This window comes from Sciscionella marina DSM 45152, assembly GCF_000379465.1.
GTDB classification, from domain to species: Bacteria; Actinomycetota; Actinomycetes; order Mycobacteriales; family Pseudonocardiaceae; genus Sciscionella; species Sciscionella marina.
Genome location: NZ_KB905458.1, coordinates 185,745 through 204,939, shown reverse-complemented (window position 1 = coordinate 204,939; position 19,195 = coordinate 185,745). Strand labels below are relative to the sequence as shown.

General features: G+C 63.9%; 13 protein-coding genes. 11 read left to right on the top strand and 2 right to left on the bottom strand.

Annotated features, from left to right (window positions below):
* Positions 1 to 335: 335 nt before the first annotated feature.
* The 11 genes from A37U_RS0140165 to A37U_RS53310 all read left to right on the top strand — a co-directional run bounded on the left by A37U_RS0140165 (position 336) and on the right by A37U_RS53310 (position 16,382).
* On the top strand, positions 336 to 1,178 hold the full coding sequence (locus tag A37U_RS0140165) for a class I SAM-dependent methyltransferase (protein ID WP_026198127.1): 843 nt from the start codon (positions 336 to 338) through the stop codon (positions 1,176 to 1,178).
* A 51-nt stretch (positions 1,179 to 1,229) separates the two neighbouring features.
* On the top strand, positions 1,230 to 3,554 hold the full coding sequence (locus A37U_RS47700) for a helix-turn-helix domain-containing protein (RefSeq protein WP_083934255.1): 2,325 nt from the start codon (positions 1,230 to 1,232) through the stop codon (positions 3,552 to 3,554).
* 416 nt (positions 3,555 to 3,970) lie between these two features.
* Complete coding sequence (locus A37U_RS0140155) at positions 3,971 to 4,828, top strand: hypothetical protein (RefSeq protein ID WP_157183334.1); 858 nt, start codon at positions 3,971 to 3,973, stop codon at positions 4,826 to 4,828.
* A gap of 337 nt (positions 4,829 to 5,165) precedes the next feature.
* On the top strand, positions 5,166 to 7,109 hold the full coding sequence (locus A37U_RS0140150) for a S53 family peptidase (RefSeq protein ID WP_083934254.1): 1,944 nt from the start codon (positions 5,166 to 5,168) through the stop codon (positions 7,107 to 7,109).
* A gap of 130 nt (positions 7,110 to 7,239) precedes the next feature.
* The gene (locus A37U_RS0140145; RefSeq protein WP_020502301.1) at positions 7,240 to 8,223 is read left to right on the top strand and encodes a L,D-transpeptidase; all 984 of its coding nucleotides are present in this window, start codon (positions 7,240 to 7,242) and stop codon (positions 8,221 to 8,223) included.
* An 86-nt stretch (positions 8,224 to 8,309) separates the two neighbouring features.
* A complete protein-coding gene (locus tag A37U_RS0140140; protein ID WP_020502300.1) occupies positions 8,310 to 9,416 on the top strand; it encodes a hypothetical protein in 1,107 nt (368 codons plus the stop codon).
* A gap of 272 nt (positions 9,417 to 9,688) precedes the next feature.
* Positions 9,689 to 10,654: a hypothetical protein gene (locus tag A37U_RS48975; protein ID WP_020502299.1), complete on the top strand. Its 966-nt coding sequence runs from the start codon at positions 9,689 to 9,691 to the stop codon at positions 10,652 to 10,654.
* A 46-nt stretch (positions 10,655 to 10,700) separates the two neighbouring features.
* Complete coding sequence (locus A37U_RS48970) at positions 10,701 to 11,213, top strand: cupin domain-containing protein (RefSeq protein ID WP_020502298.1); 513 nt, start codon at positions 10,701 to 10,703, stop codon at positions 11,211 to 11,213.
* A 139-nt stretch (positions 11,214 to 11,352) separates the two neighbouring features.
* Positions 11,353 to 12,570, top strand: a complete 1,218-nt coding sequence (locus A37U_RS0140125) for an alpha/beta hydrolase (protein WP_020502297.1) — start codon at positions 11,353 to 11,355, stop codon at positions 12,568 to 12,570.
* The gene (locus tag A37U_RS0140120; RefSeq protein WP_020502296.1) at positions 12,570 to 13,622 is read left to right on the top strand and encodes a 3-oxoacyl-[acyl-carrier-protein] synthase III C-terminal domain-containing protein; all 1,053 of its coding nucleotides are present in this window, start codon (positions 12,570 to 12,572) and stop codon (positions 13,620 to 13,622) included. Before A37U_RS0140125 ends, A37U_RS0140120 begins: the two co-directional genes overlap by 1 nt.
* 561 nt (positions 13,623 to 14,183) lie before the next feature.
* Positions 14,184 to 16,382: a helix-turn-helix domain-containing protein gene (locus A37U_RS53310; RefSeq protein WP_205623126.1), complete on the top strand. Its 2,199-nt coding sequence runs from the start codon at positions 14,184 to 14,186 to the stop codon at positions 16,380 to 16,382.
* Between the two features lie 13 nt (positions 16,383 to 16,395).
* Here A37U_RS53310 and A37U_RS52430 read toward each other — a convergent pair whose 3' ends face one another.
* A complete protein-coding gene (locus A37U_RS52430; RefSeq protein WP_157183333.1) occupies positions 16,396 to 17,271 on the bottom strand; it encodes a nucleotidyltransferase domain-containing protein in 876 nt (291 codons plus the stop codon).
* 164 nt (positions 17,272 to 17,435) lie between these two features.
* Complete coding sequence (locus A37U_RS50805) at positions 17,436 to 19,187, bottom strand: tyrosine-type recombinase/integrase (RefSeq protein WP_083934251.1); 1,752 nt, start codon at positions 19,185 to 19,187, stop codon at positions 17,436 to 17,438.
* Positions 19,188 to 19,195 lie beyond the last annotated feature (8 nt).

Sequence of the window (19,195 nt, the reverse complement as noted above, 5' to 3'; positions counted from 1 at the left end):
ATGGCAGTGGCCAGTCTCCTGGCGCCGGCCCCATAACGAACTCCTCCCGCATGTCACCGCATGCGCTTGTCCAGGTATTACGCGCGGCGCCCACCCGGTAGATCGGTGGCCACACGCGATACCGTGAGTGTCTAACGCCGAACGTATAGTGCCTAGTGGGTAGGTGTTGATTTCTACCGTGAAACACCCGGCCAAGGGAGGGGCGCACCTGGTGTCGGGCCTCGAGTTTTCCGCCGATCCGTTCGGGACCTGCTGGTGGCGGCCGCGATGCGATCTGGTGTGCGTACTGCGTTGACCGCTGCCCGGCGCCCGCTCTGGTGTGGTAGGTCTAGGTGGTGACTTTCGATGTGGATACACAGCACCGGATCACCCTCAACGAGCGCAATTGGGATGCGCGTACTCCGATCCATGTGCAGAGCGAGTTCTATGGGCTCGGTACGCGGGATCCCCAGGGTTGGATCGCGCCGTTCGAATGGGAAGCGCTCGGTGGGCTCGACGGTGTGGACGTGGCCCATCTGCAGTGTCACCTCGGGGTCGAGACGATGGCCTTGGCACAAGCGGGCGCCCACGTCGTCGGGCTGGATATCTCGGCACGGTCGGTCGAGCAAGCCGCTGGTGCCGCCCGAGCCGCGGGGCTGGACATCGAGTACGCGAAGGCAGACGTGTACGACGCTGTCGGCGCGCTCGGCGCGGACCGCTTCGACATCGTCTACACGGGCAAGGGCTCTTTGTGCTACTTGCCCGATTTATCCGGGTGGGCTGATGTTGTCACCGGACTGCTCCGACCAGGTGGATTCGTGTACATCGTGGAATTCCACCCACTGCTGACGGCCTTTGGTGCAAACGCCGACCCGGATGACCCCATGGGGCTGACGATCCGGCAGGACTACCTGGAGGGCCGCGGCGCGATCGAACACGACAGCAGCCATACCTACACCGATGGTCCGGCCCTGGAAGCCGACACCGTGCACTACGAATGGCCCCATGGCGTCGGCGAAGTAGTGACCGCCTTGCTCGGGGCCGGACTCGTGCTCGATGATCTGGCTGAACTCGATGTTCTGCCATGGCCTCGCTGGCCATCGATGACCCGAACAGACTATGGGTGGTGGCACATCGGCACAGGCGCGCAGCCACGCGTGCCGACCCTGTATGCCTTGCGCGCCCGGAAAACGGGTTAGTCACACGACAACGGTGCGCCACAGCGCGTTGCCATCTGGCACACTCATCGTATGGGGATGGAGAACCACGGCGTTCCGTCGGCGGACGGACCGGAAAGTTCTGCTTCGCCCGGTGCATCGCGGCGTCCGTCGACAGCGGCCGAACGGTTCGTGCAAGCACTGCGCTGGGCCCGAAATGACAGCGGACTCAGCCTGCGCGAACTGGCCCGTCGTGCGCTCGTGCATTACAGCACCATCCAGAAGCTTGAAGCCGGGAAGCTGTTGCCGACGGCCGACAACGCGCGGGAGCTCGACCGCGTACTGGATACCGGCGGCGCGCTGCTGGAGCTCGCCCAGGCAGCTCGTTCCGAACCGTATGCTGGCGTACCGGCGCCCCCACTGGTTTTTGTCGGTCGTGGCCGTGCCCTCGACGAGCTCAGTGACCTCATGCTCGTCGAGAAAGATCGACACCAGCGGCATGCCCAAGTGGTGTTCGTGTGTGGACCGCCAGGTGTCGGCAAGACGGCGTTAATCCGATCCTGGTGCGATACTCACGCAGCGGACTTCGACGAAGTCCTCTACTCCGATCTGCACGGATACGGGCCACGTCCACCGCTGCGGCAGGGAGCGGTTCTGGAAATCCTGGTACGTGGGCTCGGTGTCCAGGCTGATCGTGTACCGGGCTCGGACGAGTTACGACTGGCCCTGCTCAACGGATTACTCGAGAAGCGCCACCGTGTCGGGCACCATGTGCTGATCGTGCTGGACAACGTTCGGAACTCCCGCCAAATACTGGAGATACTGCCCGCTGTCCCCCACGTTGCGGTTCTGATCGGCACCCGCAACTGGCTTTCCGGTGTGGTCATCGAGGCACATGCCAAGTCGGTCCGTCTGGGCCCAATGGACGGCTCCGAGGCTGTGGACCTGGTTCGCAGCTATATCGGCGATTCCCGCGCTGACGCTGAACCCGACGCGGCTACCCGGCTGACCGAGCTCTGTGGCGGCCTGCCTATCGCTTTGAACATCGCAGCAGAGCGGGTCGCCGCGAACGAAACGCTGACGATCGGCCAACACGCTGCCGTGCTCGCCGAACGGGGACATCTCGAACTGCGCGTCGAAGGCGATGACGCGATCGGGGTCCGCGCCACCTTCCGCTGGTCGTACGAGTCGCTACTGCCCGAACAAGCCCGGATATTCCGGTTGCTGAGCATTCACCCTGGCCCCCATATCAATGCCGGGGCCGCAGCGGCGCTCGCAGGCGTTCCCCTGGGAGAAGCCACGCATCTGCTGGAACAGCTCGTGCAAGCACACCTGCTTCAGCGAATAACCGAACAGCGGTTCAGCCTGCATGACCTGCTCCGTGACTACGCGAACGAAGCGAGCGCGGATCCGGAGTGGGACCACGAACGAGAGGATGCGATCCACCGCCTGACGCACTGGTACCTGCACGCGACCAACAGGGGATCGTGGGCGATCTGGCCAAACCGCACCGAACATCACGTCGCGCTCGGCGAACCACCCGGGGGAGTCCAGCCGCCCACATTCGCCACCTTCGACGAAGCAGCACGCTGGTACGAAGCCGAACTGCCCAACATTCCCGGTATCGCAGAACTCGCCCTAGACAACGACCTGCTCGCCGAGTCCTGGCGCATGGTCGTCGATTGCTTCGACTACTTCCTGCATCGCCGACCATGGCGAACCTGGATCGAGAGCTTCGAACTAGCATTGGCCGCCGCCGAACGCGCCAAAGAACCACACCGCATCGCACACGCGGCCGAAGAACTCGCCGAAGCCTACCTCAGACAAGGAAACCTCGACCGTGCCTGGCAGCTCAACTCCCGCGTCGTATCCATCGCCGAGGACATCGACAACCAATGGATCGTAGCGTTCGCTTACGTGGGTTTAGGCAACATCAAGATCGAACAAAGCCAGTTCAGCGAAGCCGCCCGGCTATGCGAACAAGGCGTAGCCATCGCCGTGGAGAACGCCAGCTATGTCGGAGAAACCTACGCACGCGCCCACCTCGGACGAGCCTACCTCGCCGCCGGAAAAACCGATCTGGCACTAGAACACGGCAAACGCGCATTCACCATGCAAGCCACCGAGGACACCCCGCATGGCAGGGGGTATACCGGTGTTCCACTGGCACGGGCATACCGGCACGCCGGAGAACTCGAACAGGCACGACGAATATGTGAACAAAGTCTGTACGCCTACCAGGAATGCGGCGACTTCCCCGGACAAGCTGAAGCACTCGGCGAACTCGGCTTGATCCGATACCGACTCGGCGAGCACACCAACGGACACAACGACATCGACACGGCGCTGGACATGCTCACACCAACCGATCCCCGCACCGCAGGCCGACTGGAAGCGGAGCGCTCAGCACTGCACTGAACAGCACGCTGCCGCCCGCAGCACACGCCTCCACGGTCCACCGGTTGGTCCGATTCGTTCGGCGTGGGCATACATGAGCTGCCAAACGGTCCTGATAGCCCCCACCGAGGCAAGGCGAGCGAAATCCGGCTCACGCCTCGCAGACGCCTGACCTGGATTCAGCGTGCCTACCCGGACCCCAAACCACAACGCGGACACGCAAAGTGACTATGTGTCGAACAGTCCGACCGGGCTAAACAAGTTATATGGATCAAAACTGTTGACGAAATGGCTGTTTTCCCTTACGTTCATCCTCGAAAGGTCAACAGAAGTGATCCCATTGAACGGGCTCTGTGACGGTGAGTAGTACTCACTGGCCAGACCGGTAGCAGCCTTCGGGCGGTTGGGTGTCACGAGTCGGACCAGGGGAGGGTCTTGTGTCCTTTGCGCACGAGCCGGCATGTACGTGGGTTCATACGGATGCCGGGTTGGGGCTGTTTCTTGAACGGCGGATCCACGGTGTTCCGCGCGCGATCGCTGGCCAGCTGTCGCAGTCCTTTCCCGCAGGATTGACGCTGGACCCGGTCGACGACCTTCTCGAGCTCGAGCGGTGTCAACGCCTCGAGCTCACCGACGCCGCGAAAGCCTGGGAACAAACCGAAACACGCCTCGCCGGATCCGGTGAGAAAAAGCCCCGCTCCCGCGGCTTGCTCGCTGAACCGTCCGAGTCGCGAGACCCGGGGCTGGTGCGGCACCAGTCGGCGGCCCAGCGCCTACACCACACCCGGGTTCAGAACCGGTTGCTGCGCCGCTGGATCATTTCCCTGGAAGTCCGAACCGGACGTCTGGCCGAGACGCGCCGCGGTTGGCTGCTCTCACCCGAAACCCCTTGCTGGATCACCGCAACGTGGAGCAGTATCGAAGCCTTCCTCGATGCTGACACGCGCCGGGCTGTCCGATCCAGCTGGGGAGCGGGCACGGTCAACTCCGAAATCATCGGCCGCTCCTGGCGCCGCGACACTGACGACAACGCGGAAATGCGATACGACCAATCGCCAGGAGCGTGGACCATCGGCTACATTCAAACCACCGACGAAATCTACGCACAGCGAATATGCGCCTATCGACCTGACCTGATCTGGCTCCTGGGATCGGGGCGTACGCCCTTACTTATTCAGCGACTCCACGAACTGGCAAAACGGACTCGTGAACCCAATTCGCTGATCCACGCTGCATCCACGGTCAGGAATCAGCAACACCGCGGTCTCAGTGCCAAGCGGGTGGTGGTCGCGTGACCGCGCCTGGAACATCGACGGCCAACGCTCGAGCCCCGCCCGTAGCAACATAGCTTGGCTGCACGATTTCACTGGGGCAACGACAAGGCGCAGAACGCCGAAACCGCACTTCATCGCACCACATTCTCATCACTGACGCGACACACTTTCTGTCTTAACTCTGCTCGCTGACGCGTGCCGAAAGAATGTGTGAATCCCCATCATTCGACAGAATCGCGTCAACGCGTGCCTGACTGCGCGGCGCCCTAGATTATTTGTAATTCTCTTCATCGGCCCTAGGTCACGTATGGCCTGAAATGGTGAACCGATTATTCGACAAGGAGATAAGGGGAGACCTATGCCTCTTCGAGGATGGCAAACCGTCATCGGTGCCTCCGGGATCGCGCTGACCGCGCTCGCGGCCGCACTCCCGGCAAGCGCTGGCTCAGCGACACCCGATGGGCCGCGAACAACAGTCGAGGGAAGCAGGCCCGCCTGGGCAACCCCCACCGCGCGAGTCGGGCCTGCCGATCAAGACGCGGTGCGCCATATCCATGTGGCTGTGTCGTTGCGCGATAAAGCAGGCGCGGCCCGGTTGGCTACCGCAGTGTCCACACCGAATAGCCGTGAGCACGGACGGTTTCTGAACCCGCAGCAGTTCGCAGACCGGTTCGCGGCTACCCCGGAAACCCTCGATCAGATCCGCACCTGGCTGTCCGACCAAGGCTTGCGGGTCACGGGGATGGCGTCGAACCGGCACTTCATCGACGCCGAAGCCAAGACCTCCACCATCGAACACGCCTTCGGCACCACCCTGTCCCGCTACCGCCACTCCGTCGCGGGCCACCCGCAGGAACTAGTGGCGCCCTCGGCCCCGATCACCCTGCCCGCCCGGCTCAAGGGTTCGGTGGATGCGGTGCTGGGCCTCGACGACAGCACCCGCACGCTGCGGCCACAGCACATCGCGAACCGGCCCGCCACTGGGAATGCCGCCGGGGGACAGCATTGCGCCCGGTGGTGGGGAGAACAGAACAACACCGCGGTTCCGCAGAAATACCCCGGCAAACAGTCCAACAGCCTGTGCGGCTACAGCGGCTCGTCGATCCGTGCCATGTACGGTCTCGGGAAAACCAACACCGGGCGCGGCACCACGATCGGGATCGTGGGCGCCTACAACGCCGAAACCGTAGCCGCGGACACCAACCGTGCCGCCGCACAACTGGGAGTCCCGCCATTAAAGCCGGGGCAATACGGTTCGGTGCTGCCGTCGGGTGGTTTCACCGACCAGCAGGAGTGCGACGTCGACGGCTGGGGCGGGGAACAGGCCCTCGACGTGAGCGCCACGCACGCCGTCGCGCCACAGGCCGGGCTGCGTTACTACGCGGCACACTCCTGTGTCGGTAACGGCCTGTACGCGGCCTTCAACCAGGCCGTTTCGGAGAACAAGGTGGACGTGATCACCAACTCGTGGGGTGACGCGAACGGAGAGAAGGACCTGCCCGCCTCGGTGCGCGACCAGTTCAACTCGATGGCCCTGCAGGCCGCGATCCAGGGCCAGTCGGTGACGGCGTCCACCGGGGACACCGGCGACAACTCCGGCCAGTTCGGTCACCCAACCGCGGACTATCCCGCATCCACCCCGTGGGTCACTGCGGTCGGGGGCACCAGCGTCGGTCTCGGCCAGGGAAATGAGCCCAAGGTGCTCGCCGGGTGGGAGAATTCCGGCAACAGCCTCTCCGGCGGGAAATGGGTGCCCCAGCGGGACACCGACGGACCGTTCGCCGGGGGATCCGGCGGGGGCCGCTCGGGCCTGTACGGGGCTCCAGACTGGCAGAAAGGCGTCGTTCCGTCCTCGCCCAGTGGCGGACGACGCGCGACGCCGGATATCTCCGCGTTGGCCGATTCCTACACCGGCATGCTGGTCGGCCACACCGATACGAGCGGGCAGTTCAGCATCGCCTCCTACGGCGGCACCTCCCTGGCCGCCCCGCTGATCGCCGGAATGGCTGCGGACGCCCAACAGATACGACCCGGGGCCAAACGCGCCGGGTTGCTCAACCCCGCCCTGTATCAACTCGCGCGGGATCACAGCAAAGCGATCACCGATGTCACCCCGCAGCACGCGGGGGTGTGGAGCCCGGCGATGCACGCCATGGCGGGCACCTCGGTCCCCAGTACACCGGGCAGCTACCTGATCGATTTCGACCAGAAACCCCAGTCCTTGCAGACCGCGCCGGGCTGGGACCCGGTGACCGGAGTGGGCACGCCCGCATCCGGATTCGTGACCGAACTCGGCCGCTAGCCCCTGTTTCACCACCAGTCCCCTGTTGGGCAGTGGGTGTGGGCCTATTCGAAGGCAGGCCCACACCCACCAACCACAGACCAACGCCCTACACCCATCAACGCCCTGTTTCTCATCTGGAGGTGATGTCGTGTCCGGCCACGCGACCCCACACGACACCAGACCCGCCAGCGACTCACACCCCGAGTCCACCGCGCGGGACACAACAACACCACACACCCCGATCGACGAACCCACACCGGCGGAGGACACATCCTGGACTCGACGGCACCGTCAAACCAGCGCGGCGATCGCCGCGCTCACCATCGCAGCTCTGATCGTGATCATCCTGGTCACCGCGGAAAGCACCGCCGAAACCAACTCCCAGCAAGCCCACACCGTCACCCCGGATCAGACAACGACCGCCCCGATCGCGGCGCCACGACCGGTCGCGAACCTGGACTCGCTCCCGGAAGCAACGACCTACACGAGCCTGGTGGGTGCCCCACCGGATCTCACGGCGACGCAGGTCCCCAACGGAGAACTGATTCACCCACGCCAGAGGATCGCCGTCTATGCCCGACCCGGTGGGCCGGCAATCGCCGCGTTGCCCACCACCGAGGTCAACAACCCAACCTGGCTACCGGTCATCGCCCGTGAACCCGCCTGGGTGCAGGTCATCCTGCCCTCGCGCCCCAACGGCGCCACCGGATGGCTGCCAACACACCACCCTCGCGGCGCGCATTCCCTCGTCGACACCACCTACACCCCGTGGGTGATCCGCGTGGACCGGGCACAGTACCGGCTCCGGTTGGAGCGCGAGGGCACCGTGATCCGGTCGTGGCGGATCGGAATCGGCAAACCGGCCGCGCAAACCCCTCCCGGGCGAACGTTCGTCATGGCCTCCGTGCACGATTCCCGACAGCGCTTCAGTCCCGTGATCCTCGCCCTGGGAACCCACTCGGCAGCACACCAAACCTATGCCGGCGGGCCCGGAACCACCGGGATCCACGGATGGCCCAGCGCCACCGTGTTCGGCCAGCAATCCAGTGACGGCTGTATCCGCGTCCCACCTGAAGCCCTGCGCGAACTCAGCGAAAACGTCCCCATCGGCACACCCGTACTCATCAGCTGAAACCCAGGCACCACGAGCCCATTCACACGCGCCGCTCCAGCGCGCACCCCATCCCGCAAGAAAACAAAAAATAGGGAGAAAATCAAATGGTCAACCACCACGATGACACGCACGACGGTCATCTCACCGCACCACACCAGATCACCAGTGTCCAAATGGCACTCGGAAAAATCGGGATCCCCGCCTCGGCCCGCACCGCGGCCGTGACCTTTACCGCCGGGGCCCTCCTGCTCGGGGGCGCGATCGGGTTCACCGCCTGGGACGCCTCGACCGCACACGCCAGCGATACCGTCTCTCGGGCCACCGGAATCTCGGTGTCCGGAACGGAATCCCTATCCGGCGGACCGAGCGTGTCCAGCAGCGGCGCGGTGAAATCCGCCAGTGGCTCGGCCTCCACACCCAGCGGCGCGGTCACGGCCAGCGGCATCCATCTGCGCGCGGGGAAAGGCCTCGCCGAAGCGAGCGTGGCCAGCGTCCGCGTCGGTGGCACCACCGTAGGACCGTTCACCGCGCGCTGCAGCAACGGAGTCACCACCGTCCACGGGGCCGGAGGTAGTCACGGCAACCTCCATGTCAGCCCCGGTTCCTCGGGCGGCTCGCACGGCAACGCCGCGACGATCACCGTCTCGGCCCTGGGAACCGGAAAACCCGGATCCAACAACACGGGGGGAGAACACCATTCCCGCCACACGGCGAAAGTACGTCCCGCGGGCTTCGAACACACCCTCCCTGGCAACCCCACGAGCGATCCCGGAACACCGAGTTCGACGTCCGCGCAACCCCCGTCACAGCGTACAGACCCATCGCACGAGCCCGGGCAGTCGGCACACCACAAACCGGACCGGCATCCCGGCCGTACACCGGGCAGTTCGAGCGCACCTACCTCGGAATCGTCACCGCCCTCCGCACCCGGTTCCGACGAACGCCCAGCACCCGCGAACGCGGTGACGGTCACCGTGGCCACGGTGACCTGCGGCACCGGTCACCCCAGCGGACCACCCAATGGTGACAAGCCCGGCCATCCCGGCAAACCCGGGCACCCGGGCGAGCCAGGGGACATCAGCCGACCGGGAGACCGTGACGGGGCTGAGCACCGCTGGACCCACCACGTGCCGGGCTGGTCCCACGAGCCCGGTGAATCCCCCGCACCGTCCCCGAACCCCCGGACCGGGCACCTGCCCGTGACCGGCTAACACCCCGATAGCCGGGAGTGCTGGTTCCCCTTCCCGCCAGCCTCCCGGCCCACACCGATAGGCCCTTGCCGCAGGGCCGCCGACCATCCGCAAACCCGAACAACGGCCACGAACGAACAGGGAAGGGCATGACCACATCGCCTGCTACCACTCAGATCCCGTCGTCGGCCGCCGAGGCCGCGCCGCCTTGGGAGAAGCTGCAGCCGCGGCGACGCCAGATTCACTTCCTCGGATCGCTACCTGTTGAGCTTTCGCGCAGTGCCGTGGACACTATGCGCTGGTTTCTCGATCACGGCTCGGACACCGGGTCGCCGTTGGTTGCGCTGCCCTGCGAGTACGATCCCAACCCACTCGGCACCTGGCTGCACGGGCTACGAAACGTTCCGGCGCTCATGCCCGTGCACGAGGGTGATGCCACCAGCTATTCCCGCTTGCCCACCTACCGGCTGCGCCCCGGTGCTCGACTCGAACCCCACCAGCTCGAGCAAGGCCTCGTCGAACACGTCCGCAAGAGCCTGCAAGCCCGCCGCCGTATCCGACCAGGCATCACGGTGCCGCAACTGGTTTCGGTGCTGCATCCCCTCGACATGGCGACCACCTGTTTCAGTGGCCCAACCGCTGGTCTCGGGCACCACACGGTGTTTCGCGACACTGTGCGACGCGAACTGACCACACTGCACGACCAGCACCGCGTCCAGTTGCGCTACCAGCTCACCACGCTCGCCATCCCGGCACTGTTCGAGCGCACACCACGGCGCTTGTGGTCCGCGCTCGCCGTCGCGACCGCGCACAACACCGCCACGGTGATCACCTGCCTGCCGCGCACCGCACGCTGGATCCTGCACTGGTGCACCGGCGACCTCGGCGGCGAACCCCTCCTCGAGCCCCGCGGACTGTGGGCACCGGTGCACTTCGCGAACGCGCTGCACCGACGGCTTTCCGCTCACCAGTACCCGACGCCGCTGATGCACATTCCGCTCAGCGACACCATCACCATACCCAGCACCGACCCGGCCTATTACCAGCCATTCACCAAGCTCAACCCGCGCGTCCCGATCAGCGCCGGGCTCGTCCACGAACTCGCGCCCGAAGACGCCACCACCGCACTCGCCCTCGTCGAACGCGCCCTTGGACGTCGCGTCGATGCTCTCAGCGCCGCCTGCGGGCTCGGCCACCGCAGCCCGTACGCGGCCGAAGGAAACGCCCGCCTCGCCCGCCATCTGTCCGAGGGCCCCTAACCCGAGTCCTGAACCAAGCCCGACAAGAGAAAGGAAGGAAACCCGCATGCACGAGCCCATCACCGGCAACAACTCCGCAGCGGACCGAGCGGTGCACTGCTACCCGCGCGAGGCCGAAACACGCACCAACCCCGGTGGTGACAACCTCACCACCATCATCTACGCGCCCGCCGTGACCACGCAACGCCTCTCCACCGCCCGCCTACAGATTCCCGGCGGCGTCGCCACCACACCCCAGCATCACCGCGAATCCGAAACCGCCCTCGTGGTCCTCTCCGGACACGTAATCGTCCTATCCGGACAGAAACTGCGCACACTCCGCCCCGTTCCCGGCGACATGGTCTACATCCCGGCCACGATCCCCTACACGATCGCGAACCTCAGCCACCACGCCCCGGTGCTCCTGCTGGCCTTCCGCACCGACCCCGCCTTCACCGCGGACGTCACCCGCAACCCCGAACTCGAACCAGCCGCCAGCGCCCGAATCGAAGGCTTAAGAACCCAACATCACCAGGACCTGATGACCCGCCGCGCCGCACGCGGCCGCCGAGGCCCCTAACCACACCGAAACCCCAGAAGCCGTCCACCGCGGCACCACTACACCCGGCGAAACCCGCCACCGGAGCGGCCCTCCCCTCGCGCTCTGCCCAGACATGCCCAGCCGAACCCGGCCAGGCAGACACCCGAGGAGGAACACCATGCCCACCAACCAGCACCACCACAGCGACTACCGCAACAAGGAACAGCAGCTTCCTGCGATGCGGCGCCTCATCAGCGCACTCGTCACCTTCATCGTCGCCGCTCTCACTACCGCCACCACGTTCACCCTGGTTCCCCGCATAGCCCACGCCGCCCCGCACAACCAGACCGGACACCAGAACGCGGCCAATACTCCGTGCCATGCGGTCACCGTGAACACCAGCCTGCCCAACGGATCCCCAGCACCACTAGCCGCAACACTGTGCACCCCTCCCGGTGCAACGAAAGCCGCAATGCTGGTCCACGGCCTTTCCTACGACCAGTACTACTGGGACCTGCCCGGCCACGGACAGCGCTACTCCACCCGCGCCGCCCTCAACCGCGCCGGATACGCCACCCTCAACATCTCCCGCCTCGGCACCGGCAAATCCGCGCACCCGGCAAGCCCCATGGTCAACGCTGACTCCCAAGCGCTGACCATGCACCAAGCCATCCAAGCTCTCCGCAACGGCAGCCTCGGCCAACACTTCGACCACGTCGCCCTGGTCGGACACAGCTACGGATCCATCCTCGGATACATCGAAGCCGGCCGCTACCACGACGTCGACGCCTTCGTCGCCACCGGAGCAGCCCACCAAATTCAACTCATCAATGGAATCGTCGGGATATTACTCCCATCCCATCCCGCGATGCAGGACCGAAAGTTTCACGACTACCACCTGGATCCCGGGTACCTGACCACAAACCCGGGCGCCCGCAGGGTCCTGTATAACACCAAGACCGCTGACCCCTCCGTTCTCGCCGAAGACGAAAAACTCAAGAGCACCTACTCGGTGACCGATTTTCCCAGTTTTCTCCCCGAGCTCCTGCTCAACAGCGCCTCCCACAGCATCAACATTCCCGTGTTCACCGTGCTCGGAAAAGACGACGCCGTGATGTGCGGGATCCCGCCGCTGGGCACAGACTGCTCCTCGGCCGCGGCCGTCAAGACACATGAGCGGCCCTTCTTCGGCCCGCACGCCACCCTGGACACCGCGCTCATCCCGAACACCGGCCACGACCTGGCCCTGCAACAAAGCGCACCCGAGTCCAACGCCCAGATCGCTGACTGGCTCAACCGCACCATGCCACCCGGCCCCCACGGCGCGGCAAGCAACTCGAACACACCACCGATCGTCGAACACGTCGACGGTGGCGCGGGTACGGGGAGGCACTGATGCGCCACGACACCGTCCACATCATCGGAATCGGCGCTGCCCTCGGCGACCTCACAGCTGTCCAGGAGCTCCCCACACACGAGCGCTACCGACTCGCCGGATCCGGCTACGACTCGATAGCCATCGCCAACACACCAGACAACAACACCGCGATCGAGCTCGCCGCCGAAGCAGGCCATCACGCGTTGGCCGCCTACACCATGACCAACCCAGGCCCCTTGCTGGTTCCCGGCCTGCACCTGCACGCCTCGCTGACTGACCCGGCCCGAGACCGGCGAGCAGAAACCAGCGCCGCTGCCGTGCGCGCTCACCTCGGGCTCGCCTCCGGCTTCGGGGACGTCGACCTCGGCTCCACCAGCAACACACTCCTGGCCGGGATCGACCTCGGTACCGCCATGCTCGACCGCACCACCGGCGACAACACGATCATGCTCACCGGAGCCACCTGCTACACCCCAGCCCTGGTCGACAACCAACCACTCGAACCCCGAGCTGCCTACGGAGACGGGGCCTCGGCGATCCTGCTCGGCAACACCCCCGGCCTCGCCCGCATCCGGGCAACCCACTCCCGCAGCGCCCCCGAACTCCGAACACGCCGTTCACCACCGCCCCCGCAGTCCCGGCAGAACTCCCGAAGCAGGCGAGAACGTGCGGTCCACGGAATCCGCACCGTCCTCGAGCACGTCCTCGACGACGCCGGTATCACCCAGCGCGACCTGCAATGGGTCCTGACGCCGCACTACGAGGAAACCTGGATGCGTCGGAACCTTTTCACCCCGCTCGGAATCCCGCCGTCCCTGGCAACACATGCCTGTGCCCAACGGTGGGGACATCTCGGACCCAACGACCCCCTCGTCGTGCTCACGCACCTGTATGCCCGATCACTCGTCGAACCCGGCGATCTGATCCTGCTCCTCGGCGCGAGCATCGCCAGCACCTGCAGCGCCGTCCTCCTCGAAATCACCGACGTCCCCGCCGGCATGCGCCAGCACGCACCACCAACCACCGCGGAACAACCAAACACCACCGGCAAGGAGGACACGCACGAATGACACCGCGAACCACAAACCACTCGAGCACCACCGTGATCACCCTGCTGATCGGCATCGGCGCCGGGATCGCGACCACCGCCATCGCCACCACCCGAGCATGGATCCCACAGACCTCCGGGCCGAGGCGAAGCCACCAGCGTGGAAGGCACCGGCGCGAATCCCGCCACACACCACGCGCACCGCACAACAAAGCGAAACACGAAGCCCACAAGACGGTGGAGCCCATTCGCTTGCACCCCAGGAACAAACCCGCGCCGAGTGCCGAACCTTCGAGTACTCGTACGCGCGAGACGTACTGACCGGGGGACGGCTTTTCCTGAAACCACAATCGAAACAGAAGCCCGGTAACGACAAAAACCCGCGCGCCGCCCGCGCGCGGGTTTCCGCCTAGCCGCTGTGCCCTGATCCCTCGCAAGGCCCCTACAGAGCACACCGTCGCCGCCGAATCCTCAGGCGGCGCTAGCAGGGCTTCACGTCAAGCACCGGAAGGAAAACGCGATGCCAAGCGCTTTCCACGATACCTCACACCCACACGACCAGCCATCACCAACACAACCAACCGTGTCCGCTCTCGAAGACGATGCGCACCCTGCAATCCTCGACGACGAGTTATTCACCGCCCCCTACATCGTGATCGACCAAAACAACAACGCGATCGCGATCACCGACACGCACGAACACGCGCAACACGTCCTCGGGAAGAGCCCGTTGGCCCGCAGCATCGTGGGAACCCTGCGCCCACCATTGATCGGTATCGACATCGATCCTGCCGACACCAACGCCCTCGCCGAAACCGGGCAGACCCTTGCCGAAGACCTCACCGTCTGGTGCGACGAACACAACTTGTCCCGTCTGGTGCGCGCATCCGGACGGCCAGGACACCGGCACCTGATCATCGCCGCTCCTACCGCTATTCATCCACGTCTACGCGAAATTACCGCTCGATTTGCGCACCACCACGGGCTCCCTGTCAGCGTGCGCCGCACCCTGCGACTGCTCACAGCCCCACACCGAAACGCCTACCCGGCACCGCTACTCGACAGCAACCTCACACGCGCCGCAATCCGCCATACTGCGCACGTCACCTCGCCGGTGGCGCAGCTCGACGCCATACGGACACGTCCAGCACCGTCAGTGCACCGTTACCGCTCAACACGGAACCGTGTCAGCCGCTCCGAAGGGGAATTCGGCGACGCCTGCGCTCGAGCGCGCGCCGGATGGACCGCCCAGCAGGCCTGGAATGCCGCACATATCCACGGAAGCAAGGCTGCCGAGATCGGAGAAACAGCCTGGCGGCGCTACTTCTGGGCACCCGCGGTCACCATCAACGATGCCGAACAACACCGAACCGCACACCAAGCCTGGATCAACTTCCGTCGTGCCTCACCCACCCAAGCCCACCATCTCGGCTACCACCGATGGCATACCGAACGCTGGCAACCAGCACTCCTCGAAGCCCGCACCGCACGCCCACGTCGCCGCAGACTCAACCGATCCCCACCCGACGACCGTGACCAGCCGACCCGCTCGGCATCCGTGCGCATCGACGAACTACGCCGACAGCTCCACCAGATCGCCGAACACCTCACGCGAGATCACACCGACTTACCCAACAGAATCCGTCGCACAACCCTATACATCGCGCTGCATGCGCTCGCGCCAGCCGTCGTCAATCACGGCGGATCAATCTCGGTCCGGCAATGGGCCGAAGCAGCACGCCTCGACCCTCGAACCGTACGCCGTGCCCGCGATGCGGCCGCTCAACTCGGCATCATCAATCGAACCCACACCTACGACGCCGGCACGACGGACTCCGACGCCTGGCAACCCACCACCCTCGCCACCCGATCATCATCGACGGAAACCCAGTCATCACAACAAAAATCCCCCACCACGCGGTACGCACCCACCCCCACAAGAACCGGCCGCGCCAACCTCGAACGACTCAAACGCACCCACCACACAGAACGACAACACTGGAACGCGCTATGCGAAAAGCAAGCCATCAACCGCACACTCCGCTCACTGAACCACCAGCACCGTTGGTGGACCTCCCTCACCCCGGCACAGCAAGAAAATCGCCGAGCACAGCGAAAAACGACGCTCGCGGCCCTCGCCCCGGCACAGCGCGCTCGCTGGTTCAGCTGGCTCCGCCAGCGGCGCACCATCACGGCCGTGGCGAACCACATACGAGAGGGAGTCACACGGTCACACGATCACCGCGTCATCCGTAACGCTCCATACCACATCCATCACGGACTGAGTCAATCCGCAAAATGGATCAAAACTGTTGACCTTCTGGGTGGATTCAGGCAATATGAGGTAGTAGAGGTCAACAGTTTTGATCGAGCGTGGGTCGATCAAAACAACCTCTACAGCGATGACGACAGTATTACCCCCGCTGTGAACATCGCACCCAACCCGGGAGGCGGAAAGTCAGGGGAGGGCGCCGCCTCCCGGGTCCCATACCGCCCCACAACTGTCGGACCAGGGGAGGGCCATATGCCACAGGACAGCACGCCAACCCCGACACAGCCACGATTCCTCAACGTCCGACAAGCGGCGCACCTACTCCAGGTCTCACCGATGACCCTATACCGGGCCATTGAAGCCGGCGAATTTCCAGCACTGAAAATACGCGGACGCTACACCATACCCGCGCAAGCGATCGAAAACATGGAAGCAACGGTAGTACAAGAAAGCCGAGAGATGAACTCCGCAGACTTCCATCTCGCCGCCGATGCAGATCCCTGTGAGTAACGTTTAGTGTTGACTATTTGAAGAAGGATTGAAACCCTGTACCTCGGTTGGCTAGCTTCTCGCGATCGCGCAGCTCTATCTTCAACGTACGGAGTGGCCATCGGCGCGAGGGATGTACGACTTCAAGCCACTGAACCCCGCCGCGCTCTGCGAAACTGAATAGCAGCGAACTTAAGTACTTGAGTCCGAAGGCAACACTGTATGGAGTGGTTGAATGGTTTATATTCCGACCGTGCAGGTGCACCGATCGAAGATCAACCCCCTGGTGTTCCAGATAAGACAAGGCTGCCGCGGCAGCCCGCCGAAGCGGACTGCCCACCGTCCATCGACTGTCTAACAGGTCGAGCATCATCGGATCGACGATATCGGCGTCATCTAATACGATCTGTTCGACCGTGATTATTTTTCGGGCAATCAGTTCCTCGAGCTCCTGACGCACAAACCGGGGTAGCCACTTGTCAAGCCCATCAAAGCAGGGAAGCATTGCATCCCGGGGTGCGCGTCCAGCTGTCGGATCTACCGGTATTGCATGGATTCGCTCGACGGCCAATTGGAGAGGTTCACCTCGCCGCCACAGCAAGATCATGGGCACGTCATCGTGGCCGTGAAAACGCTCGAATAGGATCGAGACGCTGCGGGTCCTGCCACGCAGTGCCTGGCGAAGCTCAGAGTAGGGGTCCCGACCATTGGACAGGCACGCGACGAAGTGCTCTGCCCAATGGTCATTACGCTGAATGTCGACTGCGACATCAAGGTCACCTGGCTCCGTGGCACCTCGGGAGTATGAACCGAAGACGTGAACCGCTTCCACTACCTGTACCGGCCACCCATCACCCCCAGCACGGCGGACCAGCTCCTCGAGGAGAACGGTCGCACGTTCCCGCTTCATCAGTTACTCCTCGTCGTTGAGGTCACAGGCGTCGAACCGGGCGAGCCCCCGGATGATGTGGGTACCGATGTTACCTGTCACCTGAAGGCAGACAGAAAGTAGAGGCTTTCCTGGTTTCCAGGATTGCCCGACGCTTCATCCTGTCAGCCCACAGGCATTTGTGGTCACAGGGCAACAAAGGTTGTCACTAGGGCCCCTCCTTGACGTACTTCGAGTTCGTAGTTCTCGATCTGATATTCGGACCCGCCGTGTCGCCGCGCGGCCCCGTTCAACAGACGATGAAGGGTAGGCGCGTCTGTGGAGTTTGCCTGAGTGCTGAAGTCCTTGACAGGTACCCCTAGAGACAATAGACGTAGTTCGAGAAGCGTTTCGTTACTGCTGTTACCACGTGGCTCGGAGGTGTTAACCTCCATCGCTTTCAGCACTGTTGAATCCCCCGAAGTCTCGGGTGCAACGACCGTCGGCCGCGTGCCTCGACCTCCTTCAGTGACAAGACCCCATGATCGCAGTAGTCCGTGCGCGCGGTGTGCGGTACCGACACTGACCTTGTGCTCGGCGGCGGTTTCGTTGACAGAGGGGAGAACTTCGCCGTGGCAAAGTTTTCCCGCGTTGATGTCGCGGCGAATTGAAGCGGCGATGATCTCGAACGGAGCTTGGGGGTCGTCCTTGGCGCGTTCGATTGTGCTGACTTGGCCTGCGGGTCGTGGGGGCATCCGTCCGTGCAGGATGGTGGACGCACGCTGATCGGCTTCGCTGACCCATGCTGCGTACATCTTGAGCGTGGTTGTACCTCCGGCTGAGTGACCGAGCCTGCCAGCTACCGTGCGGATGTCCACGCCCGCCGTGATCAACTCTGTGGCGGTGTAGTGACGCAGCTTATGAATGGTCGACTCGATGCCGAGTCGACGCGCAAGGCGACGGTAACGCTGTGAAACAGAAGCAGGTTTGAGAGGAACGGTGCCATCCGGGACATTAGAGAATATGTATGCGTCCTCCGAGAGGTGAGTGCCCGCGAGCCGTGCCATCCGCTGGCAGTGCGCTTTGTAATCGCTGAGGATCGCCGTGGTGTCCTCATCCAGTGCGACGATGCGTTTCCTGTGGGTCTTCGTGTCTGTCTCCCATAGCTCCTTCCCATCTTGAGCTATGGAACGTTTATAGGTAAGAGTCTTTCGGTCGGCGTCGAAATGGCTCCACCGAGGCGCGCACAATTCCCCGCGCCGGGGCGAGGTCGTCATGGCCACCCATACCAAAGTCCCCCATGAGACGTCCTTCCATGATTCATTGAGAATCATGGCCGCTTCGTTCGGCGATGGTGGCTGCGGGTCAGGTTCTGGCTTGGACGGAGCCTCCGCCTTCTTAACTGGATTCTGCACAATCCAGTCCCAGCGTTCGGCTCGACTGAATGCTTTCGACAGGATGCCATGGATTTTCAGAATAGTTGAGTTCCCGAGTGGCTTACAAACGTGCTTTTTATCCTGCCGAATGTGCTTGTGCCGCTTGCAGTGATCACGACAAGTCCGGAGCTCGGTATAGAATGATTCGATAATCGCAGCGTCGATCTTGGCGATCTTGTGCTTCCCGAGAACTGGTTCGATGTGCTTCCGTCGATGACGCTCGTTCGTTCGTCTAGTTGTCTCGGCGCAATCGAGCATCGGGAAGTGTCGGTTCAATAGCTCGGTGAGCGTCGCGTCAGTCCTGGGGTGCCTACCTTCGTCAACTTGGTGCGCTAGACGGCGGGCAACCTTCTTGGCCTTGTTCCAGGCATGGGGTCCGGCCGAGACGGTCTCTCGAAGGTAGTGCGGGAGACCCGTGACGGGATCCATGCACGCGTAGACGCGGACGCGAAGAGCTCCACTGGGGAGCGTCTCGATGCTCCCCTTCTCGGGTTGGCCTTTGGGCGCACTGATGGTAGGCATGCACCCAG